Raw genomic sequence first — 18,247 nt, 5'->3', positions numbered from 1 at the left:
GAAAAAACCCTAACTAAAGAAATGTTAATTTTTTACTATGTCTTATCCCAAAAAAACTACATCGCATCAATACTATTTATAATCTACTATATATAAACCTAATACACGCTTAGCAATTTTTAAAATTTAGTGTCAAGATATTCCAACATCTTTGGTGAAAAATTAGTGCCCATAAAAAAAAGACAACTTAAAAGCTGTCTTTTTTATCAAAATAACCACTATACTTATTCCACAACAATAAACTCTGAACGACGGTTGATCTGGTGCTGTGCATCATTACACACATCTTTGGTTACACAATCATTCAACAACTGCGTTTCCCCAAAACCATGTCCACTAAACCTAGCCTTATCTATGCCATTTTCTTCCAAATACGCCATAGTTGCCTTTACCCTTCGTTCACTTAATCTTAAATTATACGCAGTACCTGCAGAAGCATCTGTATGGGATCGAACCTCAATTTTAATTTCCGGATATTGTTTCATATAGGCTATGACCTCATTAAGAGTGGTTAAGGCATCTTGCCTTATAAAAGATTTATCCAGATCAAAATAAATTGGAGACAAGCCTAGAAAAGTTGTTAAGTCAGTGCCCATTGAAGGGGTCTTGACCACAGGGGCAAGTTGCAATGCAATTTCATGTGCGACCTTTGTGCCATTCCATGTAAAAGACGTAGCATCTTTTTCAAAATCTAATTTAGCACCTTCCACCCTGTATGTCCCTGTTCCACAAGGACCAACTAGATTAAACCCTCCATTTTTACCGGAAATTGATTCTGCCACTTTGTTGTCCTTATCATCATACAATGTTATTTTGGCCCCTTGTAATGCCTTACCTATATCTTTTATCGACACGATACCTTTGATTTCCTTCTGGCATTCCAGGACAATTTCTTCGGTTTCCTTGAACGAATAAATATCATCACTACCTACACCGCCTTCACGATTAGATGCAAAAAATCCTATTTTGGAATTTTCGTCAATGACAAATGAAAAATCATCCTGTTCGCTATTTACAGGTTCCCCTACATTTACCACAAAACCCTGATCCAAATGATCGTTTATGCGTGTTGCAAAAACATCTAAACCGCCCAATCCCGGGTGACCGTCAGAGGCAAAATATAGAATATTCTCTTGAGTTATATGCGGAAAGGTTTCTCGACTTTCCGTATTTACTTGATTACCCAAATTTTTAGGATTCCCAAAACTACCATCCTCATTAATTTCCACCACAAAAATATCCGACTTGCCATAAGTACCGGGCATATCTGAGGCAAAATACATTTTACGTTCATCTGCACTAAGTGTTGGGTGCGCTACGGAATAGTTATCACTATTAAAAGGTAATTCGGTAATATGCATCCATTCGCCATCTTGAAGGGTTGCCTTATAAATTTTTAACCTACTAAGCCCTTTATCATCTCTTGCAAAATTTCCGTTTTTTGAGTTATTCCTCGTAAAATAAACCGTTTTACCATCCTTTGTAAAAGCAGTTGAGGTTTCATGGGTTTTTTTGTTCAGCTTCTTTGAAAGACGCATAGGATCGGTAAATGTGCCATCTTCCAGAACCGTGGCGCTATAAAGATTGGAAAAGGGCCTATTGTTCCATTTATGTAAATTCTTGGAAATTTTTCCAGAATCCCTAGCGGTAGAGAATACAAGCTCTGATCCTTTTAACGATGGTGCAAAATCTGATGCAGGTGAATTGATCGCCACGTTTTTGATGTCATACCTACTGGCTTTTGCCTTTATGTTTTCCAAATATTGGGTGTCCTCCAAAAATTTGATGGCCCTTAAATCCTGTGGATTGTTTGCGCTAAAGGTTTTCATCCATTCATTAGAAGCTTTATAATCACCTACAGATTTTAAGGTATGTGCATAACGGTATTCGTATTCCGCTTCTATAGTGGAATCATTTAGAGCAAACAATTGACCATACCAGTGTGCAGCTGCATTATAATCTGCTTTTTGGTAATAAGAATCACCAAGGTTCTTGTAGATGTCCTTGGTTTCATAACCATCTTCTACCAATTGTTCATATGCCTCTATAGCCTCTGCATACGCATAATTCTTAAATTCGTTTTGTGCACTTTTCAATTTTCTATCCTGTGCATATGTAGTGGCACCCACCAATACGATTGCGAGGAAAAGAAAATATATGTAGTTTGTTCGTTCGGTCATTTCTAGAATAGTTTAAAAGAATCTTGGTGCTATAATGTTTTTGTATCGGGTAAGGAATTCGAACCTTAAAAAGACTTCAAACGAGCCATCATTAAAGGCGGTATTGCCAAGTTCCGTTACTTCCCGGTCATAGGCAAGTCCCAACATTATTTTATCGTTCAATTGAAACCCTACGAGTCCGCTTAATGCGGCATCCCATCTATAGGCGGCACCCAATGAAACTTTATCGTTTAGAAGTACCGTAGCCGAAAGATCCGCTTGTAATGGTGCACCTTCCACCGCCTTAAACAATACTGCGGGCTTAAGCTTTACGTTTGGATTAATTTCAAAAATATATCCTGAAATAAAATATATGTTCATACGCTCTTGTGCAATAAAGGATGCGCTGGAACCTGATGAGTCAAAATGTTCCGTTTCTAAAATGTTAGGCACCGAAATTCCTGCATAGAACTCCTCGGTATGGTAATAAATACCCGCCCCAAAATTTGGGGAAAAACGCTTGTCAATATTGTTCTGACCAACTGCGGCGCTAGAAGGATCATAATTTCTTAATTGATTAAAATCAATATTTAATAAATGACCTCCGGCCTTAAGTCCAAAGGACAATTTGCCAAATTCCGAAGTAGGTACCGTATAGGAAAATACAGCATCAAAATACGTGTCTTGATTGGTACCGTTACCTATTTCATCGTTTACAATGGACAGTCCAAGCCCCACACGTTGTGATATTGGGGTGTGGATATTCAAGGTCTGGGTGGTTGGCGCACCATCTATACCCACCCATTGCGACCTATGTAACGCTGCAATACTTAGCACGCCCCTATTACCCGCATATGCAGGATTTACCGCCACGGTATTATACATGTATTGGGTATACTGGGCATCTTGCTGAGCATTGGAACACCAAATGGAACCGACCATTACTAGTGTAAGTAAGAAAAATCTTTTCATAGTAATTTTTAAAATTTTATAATGTTTTACCTATCGGTTGATATATAGGTAACCGTTCATTGTCCTTGAACTTTCATTGTTAGCATATTCAATGATATAATAATAGACACCTACAGGTAGCTCTTCGTTCTTCTTCACCGTAACCCTACCGTTAGATATGCCCCTGAAGACATTTTCTACATTGTCATAGCCTTTGCTCTCAAAGACCAATACGCCCCATCTATTGTAGATTTTCACTGTATTATTAGGGAAAGATTCAATATTATTTATAGTGAACGCTCCATCATTTGTATTTGGATTTATAAGGTCACTTTCAATACTGATATCACATACGGCATCTACCGGAGGCGTTCCTCCTTTAGAACTACAGCCATCTAGCGGATCGGTTCCGTCTAAAACTTCTTGTCCATCATTGATACTATCACCATCAGAATCTGCATTGTTGGCATCGGTACCAAGTGCTGTTTCCTCATCATTGGTAAGTCCGTCATCGTCACAGTCACTTGTAGGTAACGGCGTTCCGCCTACTGAATCACAATCGTTCAAAGGATCGGTTTCTTCCTCAACTTCCTGTCCATCAGGTATACCATCCCCGTCAGAATCGGCCTCATTAGGGTTGGTGCCAATGCTAACTTCCAAACCATCGTTAAGAATATCATCATCCGTATCCGGATTATTTGGGTCCGTCCCCAATAGTATTTCTTCATCATTGGTAAGTCCATCGCTATCACAATCACTTGCAGCTAAAGGTGTACCGCCTACAGAATCACAACCGTTCAGTGGATCGGTACCATCAATAACTTCCTGACCGTCACCAATACCGTCACCATCGGTATCAATGTTATTTGGATCGGTACCCAAACTTGCCTCCTCACCGTTGGTTAGTCCATCATTGTCTGGATCATTATCTTCGACATCAATGCTATAGGCCTTAGTTTCATTTACGGTAATACTGTTACCTGCTGTATCGGTGGTTGTCAGACTTATTTCAATTGAATTGTCATCATCCGCTACCAAATCACTACCCGGCACGTCTATGTTAAAGTTACCTAGGGAATCAACAGTACCTGTGTAAGTGTTCCCGTTGATAATCAAGGACACTACATCATTCTCATTGAAATCACCAGTTACCGTTCCAGTTATTGCAACATCGGAAGCTGCTTCTGTAGCATCGATACTATTATCATCCGTAACATCATTGTTGTTCAATACCACTACGGGCGCAGAAGTATCAACACTATATGTTTTTGTTTCTACGGATGTTCCAGTATTTCCACCTGTATCAGTCGTAGAAACACTTCCGTCTACCGTAGTATCTGCATCGGTAGCTAATTCACTACCCGGAAGACCAATGCTAAAGTTTCCGGAAGCATCTACCGTTCCTATATAATCTGTACCATTGACGGTCAAGGTTACCGGATCATTTTCGTTAAAATCTCCAGAGACAGTTCCCGTTACGGAAACGTCCGCTCCCGCTTCCGCGGTGTTCAATATATTGTCAGTGGTGATGTCGTCTATCTCTAGAACTGGAACAGGGTTTACCGTATCCACAGTATATGTTTGTGTATCCGTCGCCGTACCTTCGTTGCCGGCGGCATCCGTAGTGGTCACGCTTCCGTCCACCGTGGTGTCCGCATCGGCGGCCAGTTTGCTACCAGGTACATCGATACTAAAGTCTCCTGCTCCATCTACGGTTCCGGTATAGTCCGTGCCGTCCACTGTCAAGGTCACCGTGTCTCCTGTGGTAAAGTCTCCGCTTACCGTTCCCGTTACCGCTACATCGGCTCCGGCTTCCGCTGCGTTCAAGATGTTGTCCGCGGTGATGTCGTCTATTTCCAAGACTGGTACCGGGTTTACCGTATCCACAGTATATGTTTGTGTGTCCGTGGCGGTACCTTCGTTGCCGGCGGCATCAGTTGTCGTTACGCTTCCATCGACCGTGGTATCGGCATCGGCGGCCAGTTTGCTGCCAGGTACATCGATGCTATAGGCGCCAAGGGCGTCTACCGTTCCGGTATAGTCCGTTCCGTCCACCGTCAAGGTCACCGTGTCTCCTGTGGTAAAGTCTCCGCTTACCGTTCCCGTTACCGCTACATCGGCTCCCGCTTCCGCTGCGTTCAAGATGTTGTCCGCGGTGATATCGTCTATCTCTAGAACTGGTACTGGAGCTGTGGTATCCACAGTATATGTTTGTGTGTCCGTGGCGGTACCTTCGTTGCCGGCGGCATCCGTTGTCGTTACGCTTCCATCGACCGTGGTATCGGCATCGGCGGCCAACTTACTTCCGGGGACATCGATGCTAAAGTCTCCTGCTCCATCTACGGTTCCGGTATAGTCCGTTCCGTCCACCTTCAAGGTCACCGTATCTCCTGTGGTGAAGTCTCCGCTCACCGTTCCCGTTACCGCTACATCGGCTCCGGCTTCCGCTGCGTTCAAGATGTTGTCCGCGGTGATGTCGTCTATTTCCAAGACTGGAACAGGGTTTACCGTATCCACAGTATATGTTTGTGTGTCCGTGGCGGTACCTTCGTTTCCAGCCGCATCCGTTGTCGTTACGCTACCATCGACCGTGGTATCGGCATCGGCGGCCAGTTTGCTGCCCGGGACATCGATACTAAAGTCTCCTGCTCCATCTACGGTTCCCGTATAATTGGTGCCGTCCACCGTCAAGGTCACCGTATCCCCGGTGGTGAAGTCTCCGCTCACCGTTCCCGTTACCGCTACATCGGCTCCGGCTTCCGCGGCGTTCAAAATATTGTCCGCGGTAATGTCGTCTATCTCCAAGACCGGTACCGGGTTTACCGTATCCACAGTATATGTTTGTGTGTCCGTTACCGTTGCGCTGTTTCCAGCCGCATCCGTTGTCGTTACGCTTCCATCGACCGTGGTATCGGCATCGGCGGCCAGTTTGCTACCAGGTACATCGATACTATAGGCGCCAAGGGCGTCTACCGTTCCGGTATAGTCCGTTCCGTCCACCGTCAAGGTCACCGTATCTCCTGTGGTAAAGTCTCCGCTCACCGTTCCCGTTACCGCTACATCGGCTCCGGCTTCCGCGGCGTTCAAAATATTGTCCGCCGTGATATCGTCTATCTCTAGAACTGGAACAGGGTTTACCGTATCCACAGTATATGTTTGTGTGTCCGTGGCGGTACCTTCGTTTCCAGCCGCATCCGTTGTCGTTACGCTTCCGTCCACCGTGGTGTCCGCATCGGCGGCCAGTTTGCTACCAGGTACATCGATACTAAAGTCTCCTGCTCCATCTACGGTTCCGGTATAGTCCGTGCCGTCCACTGTCAAGGTCACCGTGTCTCCTGTGGTAAAGTCTCCGCTTACCGTTCCCGTTACCGCTACATCGGCTCCGGCTTCCGCTGCGTTCAAGATGTTGTCCGCGGTGATGTCGTCTATTTCCAAGACTGGTACCGGGTTTACCGTATCCACAGTATATGTTTGTGTGTCCGTGGCGGTACCTTCGTTGCCGGCGGCATCAGTTGTCGTTACGCTTCCATCGACCGTGGTATCGGCATCGGCGGCCAGTTTGCTGCCAGGTACATCGATGCTATAGGCGCCAAGGGCGTCTACCGTTCCGGTATAGTCCGTTCCGTCCACCGTCAAGGTCACCGTGTCTCCTGTGGTAAAGTCTCCGCTTACCGTTCCCGTTACCGCTACATCGGCTCCCGCTTCCGCTGCGTTCAAGATGTTGTCCGCGGTGATATCGTCTATCTCTAGAACTGGTACTGGAGCTGTGGTATCCACAGTATATGTTTGTGTGTCCGTGGCGGTACCTTCGTTGCCGGCGGCATCCGTTGTCGTTACGCTTCCATCGACCGTGGTATCGGCATCGGCGGCCAACTTACTTCCGGGGACATCGATGCTAAAGTCTCCTGCTCCATCTACGGTTCCGGTATAGTCCGTTCCGTCCACCTTCAAGGTCACCGTATCTCCTGTGGTGAAGTCTCCGCTCACCGTTCCCGTTACGGCAACGTCCGCTCCCGCTTCCGCTGCATTTAGGATATTGTCCGCCGTGATGTCGTCTATCTCTAGAACTGGAACAGGGTTTACCGTATCCACAGTATATGTTTGTGTGTCCGTGGCGGTACCTTCGTTGCCGGCGGCATCCGTAGTGGTCACGCTACCATCGACCGTGGTATCGGCATCGGCGGCCAGTTTGCTGCCCGGGACATCGATACTAAAGTCTCCTGCTCCATCTACGGTTCCCGTATAGTCCGTTCCGTCCACCGTCAAGGTCACCGTATCCCCGGTGGTGAAGTCTCCGCTCACCGTTCCCGTTACCGCTACATCGGCTCCCGCTTCCGCGGCGTTCAAAATATTGTCCGCGGTAATGTCGTCTATCTCCAAGACCGGTACCGGGACAGTGGTATCTACAGCGTATACTTGTGTGTCCGTTACCGTTGCGCTGTTTCCAGCCGCATCCGTTGTCGTTACGCTTCCGTCCACCGTGGTATCGGCATCGGCGGCCAGTTTGCTACCAGGTACATCGATACTATAGGCGCCAAGGGCGTCTACCGTTCCCGTATAATCCGTGCCATCTACTGTCAAGGTCACCGTATCCCCGGTGGTGAAGTCTCCGCTCACCGTTCCCGTTACCGCTACATCGGCTCCCGCTTCCGCGGCGTTCAAAATATTGTCCGCGGTAATGTCGTCTATCTCTAGAACTGGTACTGGAGCTGTGGTATCTACAGTATATGTTTGTGTGTCCGTTACCGTTGTGCTGTTTCCAGCGGCATCCGTAGTTGTTACGCTTCCGTCCACCGTGGTATCGGCATCGGCGGCCAGTTTGCTACCAGGTACATCGATGCTATAGGCGCCAAGGGCGTCTACCGTTCCCGTATAGTCCGTGCCATCTACCGTCAAGGTCACCGTATCTCCTGTGGTGAAGTCTCCGCTTACCGTTCCCGTTACCGCTACATCGGCTCCGGCTTCCGCTGCGTTTAGGATATTGTCCGCCGTGATGTCGTCTATCTCTAGAACTGGTACTGGAGCTGTGGTATCTACAGTATATGTTTGTGTGTCCGTGGCGGTACCTTCGTTGCCAGCGGCATCCGTTGTCGTTACGCTTCCATCGACCGTGGTATCGGCATCGGCGGCCAGTTTGCTACCAGGTACATCGATACTAAAGTCTCCTGCTCCATCTACGGTTCCGGTATAGTCCGTGCCATCTACTGTCAAGGTCACCGTGTCTCCTGTGGTAAAGTCTCCGCTTACCGTTCCCGTTACCGCTACATCGGCTCCCGCTTCTACTGCGTTTAGGATATTGTCCGCCGTGATATCGTCTATCTCTAGAACTGGTACTGGAGCTGTGGTATCTACAGTATATGTTTGTGTGTCCGTGGCGGTACCTTCGTTGCCGGCGGCATCCGTTGTCGTTACGCTTCCATCCACCGTGGTGTCCGCATCGGCGGCCAGTTTGCTACCAGGTACATCGATACTAAAGTCTCCTGCTCCATCTACGGTTCCGGTATAGTCCGTGCCGTCCACTGTCAAGGTCACCGTGTCTCCTGTGGTAAAGTCTCCGCTTACCGTTCCCGTTACCGCTACATCGGCTCCCGCTTCCGCTGCGTTTAGGATATTGTCCGCGGTAATGTCGTCTATCTCCAAGACCGGTACCGGGTTTACCGTATCCACAGTATATGTTTGTGTGTCCGTGGCGGTACCTTCGTTTCCAGCCGCATCCGTTGTCGTTACGCTTCCGTCCACCGTGGTATCGGCATCGGCGGCCAGTTTGCTACCAGGTACATCGATGCTATAGGCGCCAAGGGCGTCTACCGTTCCGGTATAGTCCGTTCCGTCTACTGTCAAGGTCACCGTGTCTCCTGTGGTAAAGTCTCCGCTTACCGTTCCCGTTACCGCTACATCGGCTCCCGCTTCTACTGCGTTTAGGATATTGTCCGCCGTGATATCGTCTATCTCTAGAACTGGTACTGGAGCTGTGGTATCTACAGTATATGTTTGTGCGTCCGTGGCGGTACCTTCGTTGCCGGCGGCATCCGTTGTCGTTACGCTTCCATCCACCGTGGTGTCCGCATCGGCGGCCAGTTTGCTACCAGGTACATCGATGCTATAGGCGCCAAGGGCGTCTACCGTTCCCGTATAGTCCGTTCCGTCCACCGTTAAGGTCACCGTGTCTCCTGTGGTAAAGTCTCCGCTTACCGTTCCCGTTACCGCTACATCGGCTCCGGCTTCCGCTGCGTTTAGGATATTGTCCGCGGTGATGTCGTCTATCTCTAGAACTGGTACTGGTAATGTAGTGACATGCTGAATATCTCTAGTGGCTTGAACTGCTGAAGTACCTAAACTATTCTCTACATCTGCAGTAATGGTTTCAGTAGGATCCAAAGCTTGTGCTTCGGTAGCCGTGATATTAAATGTCCATGCCCCTGAAGTTACCGAAGGAGAATAGGTAGTTCCGTTCAAGATTACGGTTACGATTTGCCCATCTTCGACATTGGTAGTAGTACCCGAAATAGTCACCGGACTATCATCTTCCGTTGCATTTATAATATCATCTACAGCAACTACATTAATGGCGATAGTCGGAGTTGGAACCACGGTTACGTTCACAGTAGCTGTAGACGAATCGTTATTTGCATCTGTAATGGTATACGTAAAAGAATCCGGACCGCTATAACCTGCTGCAGGCGTATACAATACGGTATCATCAGTTGGATCTAAAGGCGTACTATTATTATCTATAGAGACCGTACCCCCATTAGTACTCGTAGTACTTGGGAGGGTAATAGCTCCGGCATTAGGACCGTCACCTCCAAAGGAGTCAGGACCATTCCCATTATTAGCCAATACGTCAATACTGTTATTACTTGTATCTTGAGAAATTGAAACCTCATCATCTTGCGCAGTTGGTAGACTATTCACTCCAACATTTACCGTTACGGTAGCGATATCGCAATTTGCAGGGTTGGTGGCGTCACATATTTGGTAGTTGACCGTATAAGAGCCCGTACCTGTATTATTTGCGACATCTACAGAACCATCTCCATTAACTGTTAAAGGCCCGTTAGTAACCGGTGTTATCGTTACACTTGCAGGATTCAATACTGCGCCATTGAATTCATCATTATCAAATACATTCAATACATCTGTAACTCCTGTAAATCCTTCTACTGCGGTAATCCCCGCTACATCATCGATTGCGTTTACGCTATTTATTACTGTTAAAGTAGCTTGAGCTTCTTCCGGACAAGAGTTGTTAGCACTACTAACCAGGACTTTATAAATATTCCCATCCATGATAAGAGTAACATCTGAAATAGTTAAACTGGAATTAGTTGCTCCCGAAATGTTCGAAAAGGTAGAGCCAGAATTTGTACTTACTTGCCATTGATATGTTATTCCTGCATCTGCATTCACATCATAAGTAGGTGTCCCCGAAGAATACGAAGAGGCGTCTAGGGCTGAAGCCGCTACTGTAAAGGTAGCGTCGTCACCCACGCGTTCTTCCTGGTTCGTTGGCGCTGTATCAATACTAGTTTGTGAAGCAGTCGTTACCCCGTTCGTAGTACCGGTATATGCCGTTGATGCACCTGTAACCTGACCGTTAGCATCATAGCCAGAGCCATCTACCTCACCATCATTATCATCATCTATATGACCTGCTTCGACTGCATCTAGACAACCATCGTTATCTGAATCTGTATCTAAATGATCAGAAACACCATCAGAGTCAATATCGAAGCTATCTACGACACCATCACCATTGGCATCTATTCCAAAATCAGAATCTTTATAATTTGCTATTCCATCGCTGTCAGCATCGGCATTTGGGTCAAACCCCCCTTCATTTTCAGCTGTATCTAAAATACCATCATTATCATCGTCTAGATCAACACTATCAATGACGCCGTCTTCATCAGAATCAACTTGTGTTCCTTTTAAGGTGATAATAAGATTGGCAGTATCAGAATTTGAGCCATCTGATAGTCTATATTCAAAAGTTTCCGTTAAAGTATTGCCAACCAATAAATTAGCAACTAACGGATTATTAGTATCTGGCGTATACGTATAACTACCATCTGATTCTACAAGAATAGAACCATATACACCAGTATATAGTGTTCCTACATTAGCAGCATTAGCATCAATTTCTGAGATAACAATGTTTGGATTATCTCCTTGCCAGTAAATATCTGATACACCTGCTATTTGGCCCAATTGGTCAGCATCTGTAGCATCTGGACCGTAATTGTAACTTAAAACCAATTGATTTATTGGTGCCTCAAAAAATACGTTAACATTACCCGTTGCATCACTGGGTATAGCGCTACCTATACCATAATAAGTATTATTCCCTGCAGTTACTACACCTCCTGTAGTTGTAAAGTTAAAATTGGACTCAGTACCATCTAAGTACCCTTTTATTTTAATTTGATCTTGCCATGCCGAACCTTGAGGAAAATCAATATCTGTAATTAAAAACCCTAAATTGAAAACGGGTTCGTTAAAATCTATTATTAATTCTGTATCGGCTGATGGGTTAGTCGATGCGTCTATAGCGAACCTTAAATATCCTGTATGCCCACCATTCGTAGCTGTTTGGTAAACTGTTTGATTATCATTTGCTATTCCAATATTTGATGGGTCTGTAGATGTAAAATCTAACGTTACACCCGAAATTATTCTACTTTGACCATCTACTGGTGCAGAAACATTTGCAAATACTCCACCCGGAGCACTAAACTCATTTTCCCAAACTAAAGTAGATAACCCCCTATCAATAAAATCCGCACCGTCTACTCCTATATCTGAAATAATATTTCCTGAGACATTTACTTCTGAAACCACGTTAATTTCATCTGTATTATCTAATGCTACAGGTGCTTCATCTACCCCATCAATAGTAATAGTAAGAATACCATAATCAGTAATGTCATTTTCATCTTTAAGGGTGTAAGAGACAATATCTTGAATACTCTCCCCATTTTTCAATCCGGTTACCGCAGAGTTAGTTTCATCTACATCATAGCTATAGGAACCATCCATATTAATGGTAAACGTACCATAAAGTGTTTCATAAGGAACGCCTACTTGTGCTGGATAAACATCAACTTCGGCAACTGTAAGTCCTGTTCCTGAATCTGGTGTACCTCCTGTCAAAACATTTCCGGTTACCGTACCTGTGTTATTAGCTACAATGGTATTAGCATCATCCACCGCTGCCGGTGCTGTAGTATAAACGTTAATCTTAGAAGTGGCCGTGGCCGTTCTTGAACTTGTATCTGTTATTGTAAAGATGGCCCTTCTTGGACCATCTGTAGGTGTATTGGTAAGATTACCATAAGTTACCGTTGCTAAAAAATCTAAAAAATCTTGGATCGGAATGGTTCCGCCAAATGCCTCTGTAATTGTAAAGTTGTTTAAATTTTGGGTTACTCTTATTGTTGACCCTGCAAAGGTGTAATCATTTGATGCAGTTGCAGTGGTAAAATAATAAAAATCACCTCCATTGGTAATATACATTAGTTCTGTATTATCCACATAATCTAAAAACTCAATAGTTGCACTAGATATCGTTCCATCATCAGAAGCTGCTGTAGGATTATTTGTAATAGAAACAATGGAACCCGTTCCAGGTTTAAAGGCCAACTCGTAATCTACACCTGCGGTATATTCATTTAAATCCAAGGTAGGTGATTCTCCTTCTGAAAGTGTCCATGGCGAAAATTCACTTACCCTTTCTACCTTTAAGGTATTAGCACTTGCATCTAGAACTGCAGCCCCTTTTTTCTGCCATCTATCAACGTTTGTATCATATCTGTAAGCAGATAAATTTGCTTCTCCATTTAATGGTACTTCGTCATCAGTATAAGTTAATGTAAGGTTAGCTTCTCCTGTTCCAGACTTATCTAATTGCCAAAATCTATTAACAGAAGTGCTATTTAAATCTCCTCCACCTTCATCTAACATCGTTACAACCGCCTCTGGTTGGGTAGGCAAGGGAAGCATATCTGAACCTACAGAATAGGTAGATACGGTAATAACTCCTAAATCTCCAGATGCTCTTTCTATACTTAAAGGGATTAACTCACCCGCAGTAGTCGCAAATGGAATGGTATATTTTTCTTGTGTAGAGGATAAAGGTGATGTTTGCCATACTACCTTACTATTATTTAAAACATCTTCAGCAACGATAAACCCTTGCTCTGTAATTAATGCGCCAATTAGATCATTGGTTATTTGTAATGTATTTGCATTTAAGTTAAGTCGAGTATTTTTAAGGTCTATAACACCTAAATTAGCACCAGAAACATTACCACCAACAATAGTGTTTACTTCTAATGTTGCTTCATTAACCTCTAAAATTAAGTTGTAAAACAACGTTGATGCTGACCCCCCTATTATTGCCGTTCCTGTTGCATTTATCTGTACAGTACCTTCTGAATTTGCTGTAAATACTTGGCCTGTTGTATTATTGTTATACCAGTTACCATCTACACTTATTAACGAACCATTCTCTACCTGACCTTCATTAGACATGCTAAAATCTCCATTCTCTACACGTACAGTGGCACCATCTGTAATGGATAAGGTTGCACCAGATATATTTAGACCACTCTGAGCCCAACTTGTAGTGGATAGAAGAAATAATAAAAAAGGTAGAAACTTGTATGTTTTCATAACCAAAGGAGTAATTAATAAGTATACTATGATAGATTAAAACTTAATTCTTCTAAGCGCTTTATTTAACCTCAACTTGTACAAGTCCAAGACCTACTTGAGTAACAATTCCTCCATTGGCTTGACCAACCAACCTTAGTTGTACATCATCTTGTGCACCTGCATCAATATCCACCCAAGGTGTGGTTAATAATCCATTAACAGTAATTGAAAGTCCTGGTCCAAAATTTGAAGCGTTTAATGGTGCCCATGTAGAACCATCTGTAGAATATTCTAAGCTTAACGTTAAGCCCGAACCAGCTCCTAAAGTTAGGCCTGTTACATTTGCTATAACTCTAATTTGTCTAGAATTGGTAAGGTCCATTCTAAATCGATGCACTGTAAGCCCTAACAGCTCTGATGCATTTAAAAAATCAACATTTAACCATAGGGCTGGTTCTAAACCAGACAAAATTGCCATTGTATTTGTAGCTGTACTATTATAAAGTTCAAAAGCACTACCCTGAACAAACATAACAGAGTTTTGCAAATCTGTATTATATATCATAAGTCCATCCGGTGGACTTGCTAATGCATCAATCTGTGCCGTGGTCATTCTTGGAATAAGTAAACCTCCAGTAGTAGATTGAATATCCAAAGCCGCAGCAGGGTCAGGAGTTAATGTATTAATTCCTACCGACTGCCCATAAATGGCATTATTCATTAATAAGATAAATAGAATAGATTTAGAAATTGTAAGAAAATAAGAATTGGTAAAAAGTAGTTTAAGCCTTTTCATAATGCAAGAGTTTGATTATAGTTTCACAAAGATGATTACGTATTACCTTTATTTATAAGTAAGAAAATTCAACTTTATGCTAAATTATATTTAAGTCCTTGCGCCATGACATTAATGTTGTCAAATGGTAAAATTAGGTAGTAAAAACCCTACACAATGTTGTTTGTTTTAGTGAAATTTTCTAATTACAATAAGAAAATTATTGTTTCAAGTTGAATCAATACTTTCATTACTTTATGACTACATCGTTTTCGTAAAATGTGATTATTACTTATTACAAAAAAATTTGTAATGATTTGAATTTTAGTTATATATACAACAAAGCAGAACAAATAAAAAAATTAGACAAACCTAATCTCATTTTATATTTTGATTAAATATTGAGGGTGAAAATTTTATGAAATAAATATTATTTACCAGTAAACAAATAATGATTTAATAAAAACAACACTAATATTTTTTATACCTAATTTTTTTTTCAAAACATCTCTAAAAAAAGTACCGAACTCAATTTTACAATCTTTTTCCTACTTTTATTTTATTTAAAATTCTTTTTTAAGAATATTAACTTATAAAAAGGAAGCACTTAAAAACTTCTCTTAAAACTTAAATTTGTGGTTTAGCACAAACCGAAAATATTAGTGTAGAAAAATTCAATAAGAAGATTTAATCTGGTAAAATAGGTAGGACAAAATTTATAATACTATAAAAATTAGCTATTTCTTTATGTATACCTGCAACACGTTTTTTTTATTGTAATCCATACGCTATCTTGTAGCTAGCCAACCAACTACATTTCATGACCACGAAACCACCAAACCGTTACAAATACTCATTGATATATATTCTAAAATTTCTTTGTAAAAGTCAGAATCATATAAAAGGTATATTGACCATTTTCCTCTTCTTATTTCTTTCACTTTCCACTAAAAGTCAAGAGACCAAATTGTCCAGAGCCTATGAACGTATTCCTTTAAATCAGATACTATTGGATATGGAAAGTGAAACCGATTATAGTTTCTATTTTTTGGAATCCTGGATTAATAACGATACAGTCACAGTTTCATTTACCGATCAAAAGTTGCCTGAAATATTAGATGTAGTTTTAAAGAATACTTCATTAAACTATTATATAATTGAAAAAGAAAAACGCATTATTCTTTTAGAAAACACCATTATTTATGATGAACTACCTGCAGGTTTTTTCGGAAACAAAACAAATACCGACCAAATTGGCACAAACGAACCAAAAGTTAAGGCTCCACCACCCCCTCCTTTCTATACCACTTCGCAAACCAAAAAAACCTATCCTGTTGCAAAAATTGGCAAAAGTGACCTAAACGACCTTCAAGAACGTTATGTATTAACCGGTAAGGCTATAAATGCCAAGAGCGGAGAACTTATACAGGATTTGACCATACGCGTTAAGGGCACCAATCTAGCTACGGTTACAGATGCTACCGGAACCTATACCTTATCATTACCTGTGGGATATCATATATTAAATATTAGGGCCATGGGTATAGCATCTACGGAAAGGGAGATCATCATGTACAATAATGGATCTTTAAATTTATTTCTTGAAGAGGGACTGCAACAATTGGATGAGGTTGTAGTAGAGGCCGATGCATTAAAAAATGTAGAAGAGGCCATTACAGGTAGCGAACAAATAGATTCCGAAACCTCCAAAAATATACCATTGGTACTTGGAGAACGTGATATTTTGCAAGTTGCGAAAGCTTTACCCGGAATTTCATCCGCAGGGGAAGGTGCCACTGGGCTAAACGTACGTGGCGGTAAAACGGACCAAAATCTTGTTCTGCTAGATGATGCCGTCATATACATCCCACAGCATTTCTTTGGCATATTCCAAGCTTTAAACCCATTTACGACCAAAGGTGTAGAAATTTACAAAGGAGCAATCCCGGTAGAATTTGGAGGAAGACTATCATCTGTATTTGATATACGCACTAAAAATGGAAATGTTGAAAAATTTTCAGGAGAAGGTTCCATTGGGCCCGTCACCGGAAATTTAGCATTGGAAATACCCTTAAAGAAAGACCGTTCATCTTTAATCGTAGGAGGTAGGGGCGCCTATGCAGATTGGATTTTAAAATCCTTGGACGAGGAATCTTTAAAGAATAGTAATGCATCTTTTTTTGACGGTATTGTAAAATACCATGATAAATTGGACGATAACAATGAAATAAAGGCCACCGCATATTATAGTCGTGATGCCTTCAGTATAACCTCAGACTCTCTTTATAATTATAGCAACCGACTATTTTCCGCCAGATGGGATCACAGAATTAATGACAAGACCACAAATGCCCTAATAATAGCCAATAGTAACTATGGATTTGGAATTGATTATGAAAGCTCCTCCAATACAGATTTTGATTTGGACTACAGTATAAATGAAACGGAAGTAAAATATAAAATACGCAAGACAGCAAATGATAAACATACATTAGATTACGGTATCTCCGCCAAATATTATGGTGTAAACCCGGGCAGTTTGGAACCTAAGGACAATTCCTCTGCAATATCCCCAATTTATATTGATGAGGAACAAGCTGTTGAGGGCGCCCTTTTTATTGGAGACGAACTTAAAGTTAACGATAAGTTGACCGTTAACATGGGAGTAAGACTTGCAGGCTTTGCCGCTCTAGGTTCTGCCACCCAACGTACATATGAAGAGAATTCGCCAAAAAACGAATCTACTGTTCAAGATACCCTTTCCTATGGAAGTGCAGAAGCCATTAAAACATATGGTGGACCAGAAGCTCGAATTTCTGCCCGATATCTATTGGCCCCGGATTTTTCGGTAAAGGCTAGTATCAATAATTCATATCAGTTTTTGCACACCCTATCCAACAATACCACTGTTTCGCCAATTGATACCTGGAAGTTATCAGATTTAAATATTTCACCACAAACTGGTTATCAAGCTTCATTAGGTTTTTATAAGAATTTAAAGGACAATATGTTTGAAATTAGTTTGGAAGGCTATTATAAGCGAATGCAGAACGTACTTGATTTTAAAACCGGCGCCAATCTTTTTTTGAACGAAAATGTAGAGACCCAAGTGTTACAAGGTGATGGAAAAGCATATGGTGTGGAACTTTTATTAAAAAAGAAATCCGGAAACTTAAACGGGTGGTTGGGCTATACGTATTCTAGATCGTTTTATAAATTTGATAGTGATTTTAGCGAAGAACGTATCAATAATGGCAACTACTTTCCATCAAATTTTGATAAGCCCCATGATGTAAGTTTAGTGACCAATTATAAGTTTTCAAGAAGGTATAGTGTATCTGCCAATTTCGTGTACCAAACCGGTAGGCCCATTACTTACCCTATAGGTACATTTAGATATAACAATTCTGATTATGTAGCCTTTAGCGATAGAAATGCTTTTAGAATTCCTGATTTCTACCGGTTGGACCTGGGGGTGAATATTGAGGGAAACCATAAAAAAAATAAGTTGGCGCATAGTTTTGTAACCATTTCGGTTTATAACGTTTTAGGGAGAAATAATCCCTACTCCGTATTTTTTGTTACAGATGATGGTGAAGTCAAAGCATTACAAAGTTCAATTTTTGCAATCCCCATACCATCTATCACCTATAATTTTAAATTTTAAAGATAGCGTTAATAAGTCCCTCTGATATAAACAATATTC

5 protein-coding genes are annotated in these 18,247 nt (G+C 42.2%); 1 reads left to right on the top strand and 4 read right to left on the bottom strand.

What is annotated here, in order from left to right:
• Positions 1–224: 224 nt before the first annotated feature.
• The 4 genes from JM81_RS13125 to JM81_RS13110 all read right to left on the bottom strand — a co-directional run bounded on the left by JM81_RS13125 (position 225) and on the right by JM81_RS13110 (position 14,562).
• Positions 225–2,180 carry an OmpA family protein gene (locus JM81_RS13125; protein WP_144804076.1) on the bottom strand — a complete coding sequence of 652 codons (1,956 nt, stop codon included), beginning with the start codon at positions 2,178–2,180 and terminating at the stop codon, positions 225–227.
• Between the two features lie 12 nt (positions 2,181–2,192).
• Positions 2,193–3,131: a type IX secretion system membrane protein PorP/SprF gene (locus JM81_RS13120; RefSeq protein ID WP_144804074.1), complete on the bottom strand. Its 939-nt coding sequence runs from the start codon at positions 3,129–3,131 to the stop codon at positions 2,193–2,195.
• Between the two features lie 30 nt (positions 3,132–3,161).
• The gene (locus JM81_RS13115) at positions 3,162–13,784 is read right to left on the bottom strand and encodes an Ig-like domain-containing protein (RefSeq protein WP_144804072.1); all 10,623 of its coding nucleotides are present in this window, start codon (positions 13,782–13,784) and stop codon (positions 3,162–3,164) included.
• Between the two features lie 61 nt (positions 13,785–13,845).
• Positions 13,846–14,562, bottom strand: coding sequence for a hypothetical protein (locus JM81_RS13110; protein WP_144804070.1), 717 nt, complete (start codon positions 14,560–14,562; stop codon positions 13,846–13,848).
• 799 nt (positions 14,563–15,361) lie between these two features.
• Here JM81_RS13110 and JM81_RS13105 point away from each other — a divergent pair.
• The gene (locus tag JM81_RS13105) at positions 15,362–18,208 is read left to right on the top strand and encodes a carboxypeptidase-like regulatory domain-containing protein (RefSeq protein WP_144804068.1); all 2,847 of its coding nucleotides are present in this window, start codon (positions 15,362–15,364) and stop codon (positions 18,206–18,208) included.
• Positions 18,209–18,247: the final 39 nt, after the last annotated feature.

Source organism: Maribacter sp. MAR_2009_72 (assembly GCF_007827235.1).
Taxonomy (GTDB): domain Bacteria; phylum Bacteroidota; class Bacteroidia; order Flavobacteriales; family Flavobacteriaceae; genus Maribacter; species Maribacter sedimenticola.
This window is presented reverse-complemented; position numbering and strand designations above follow the sequence as displayed.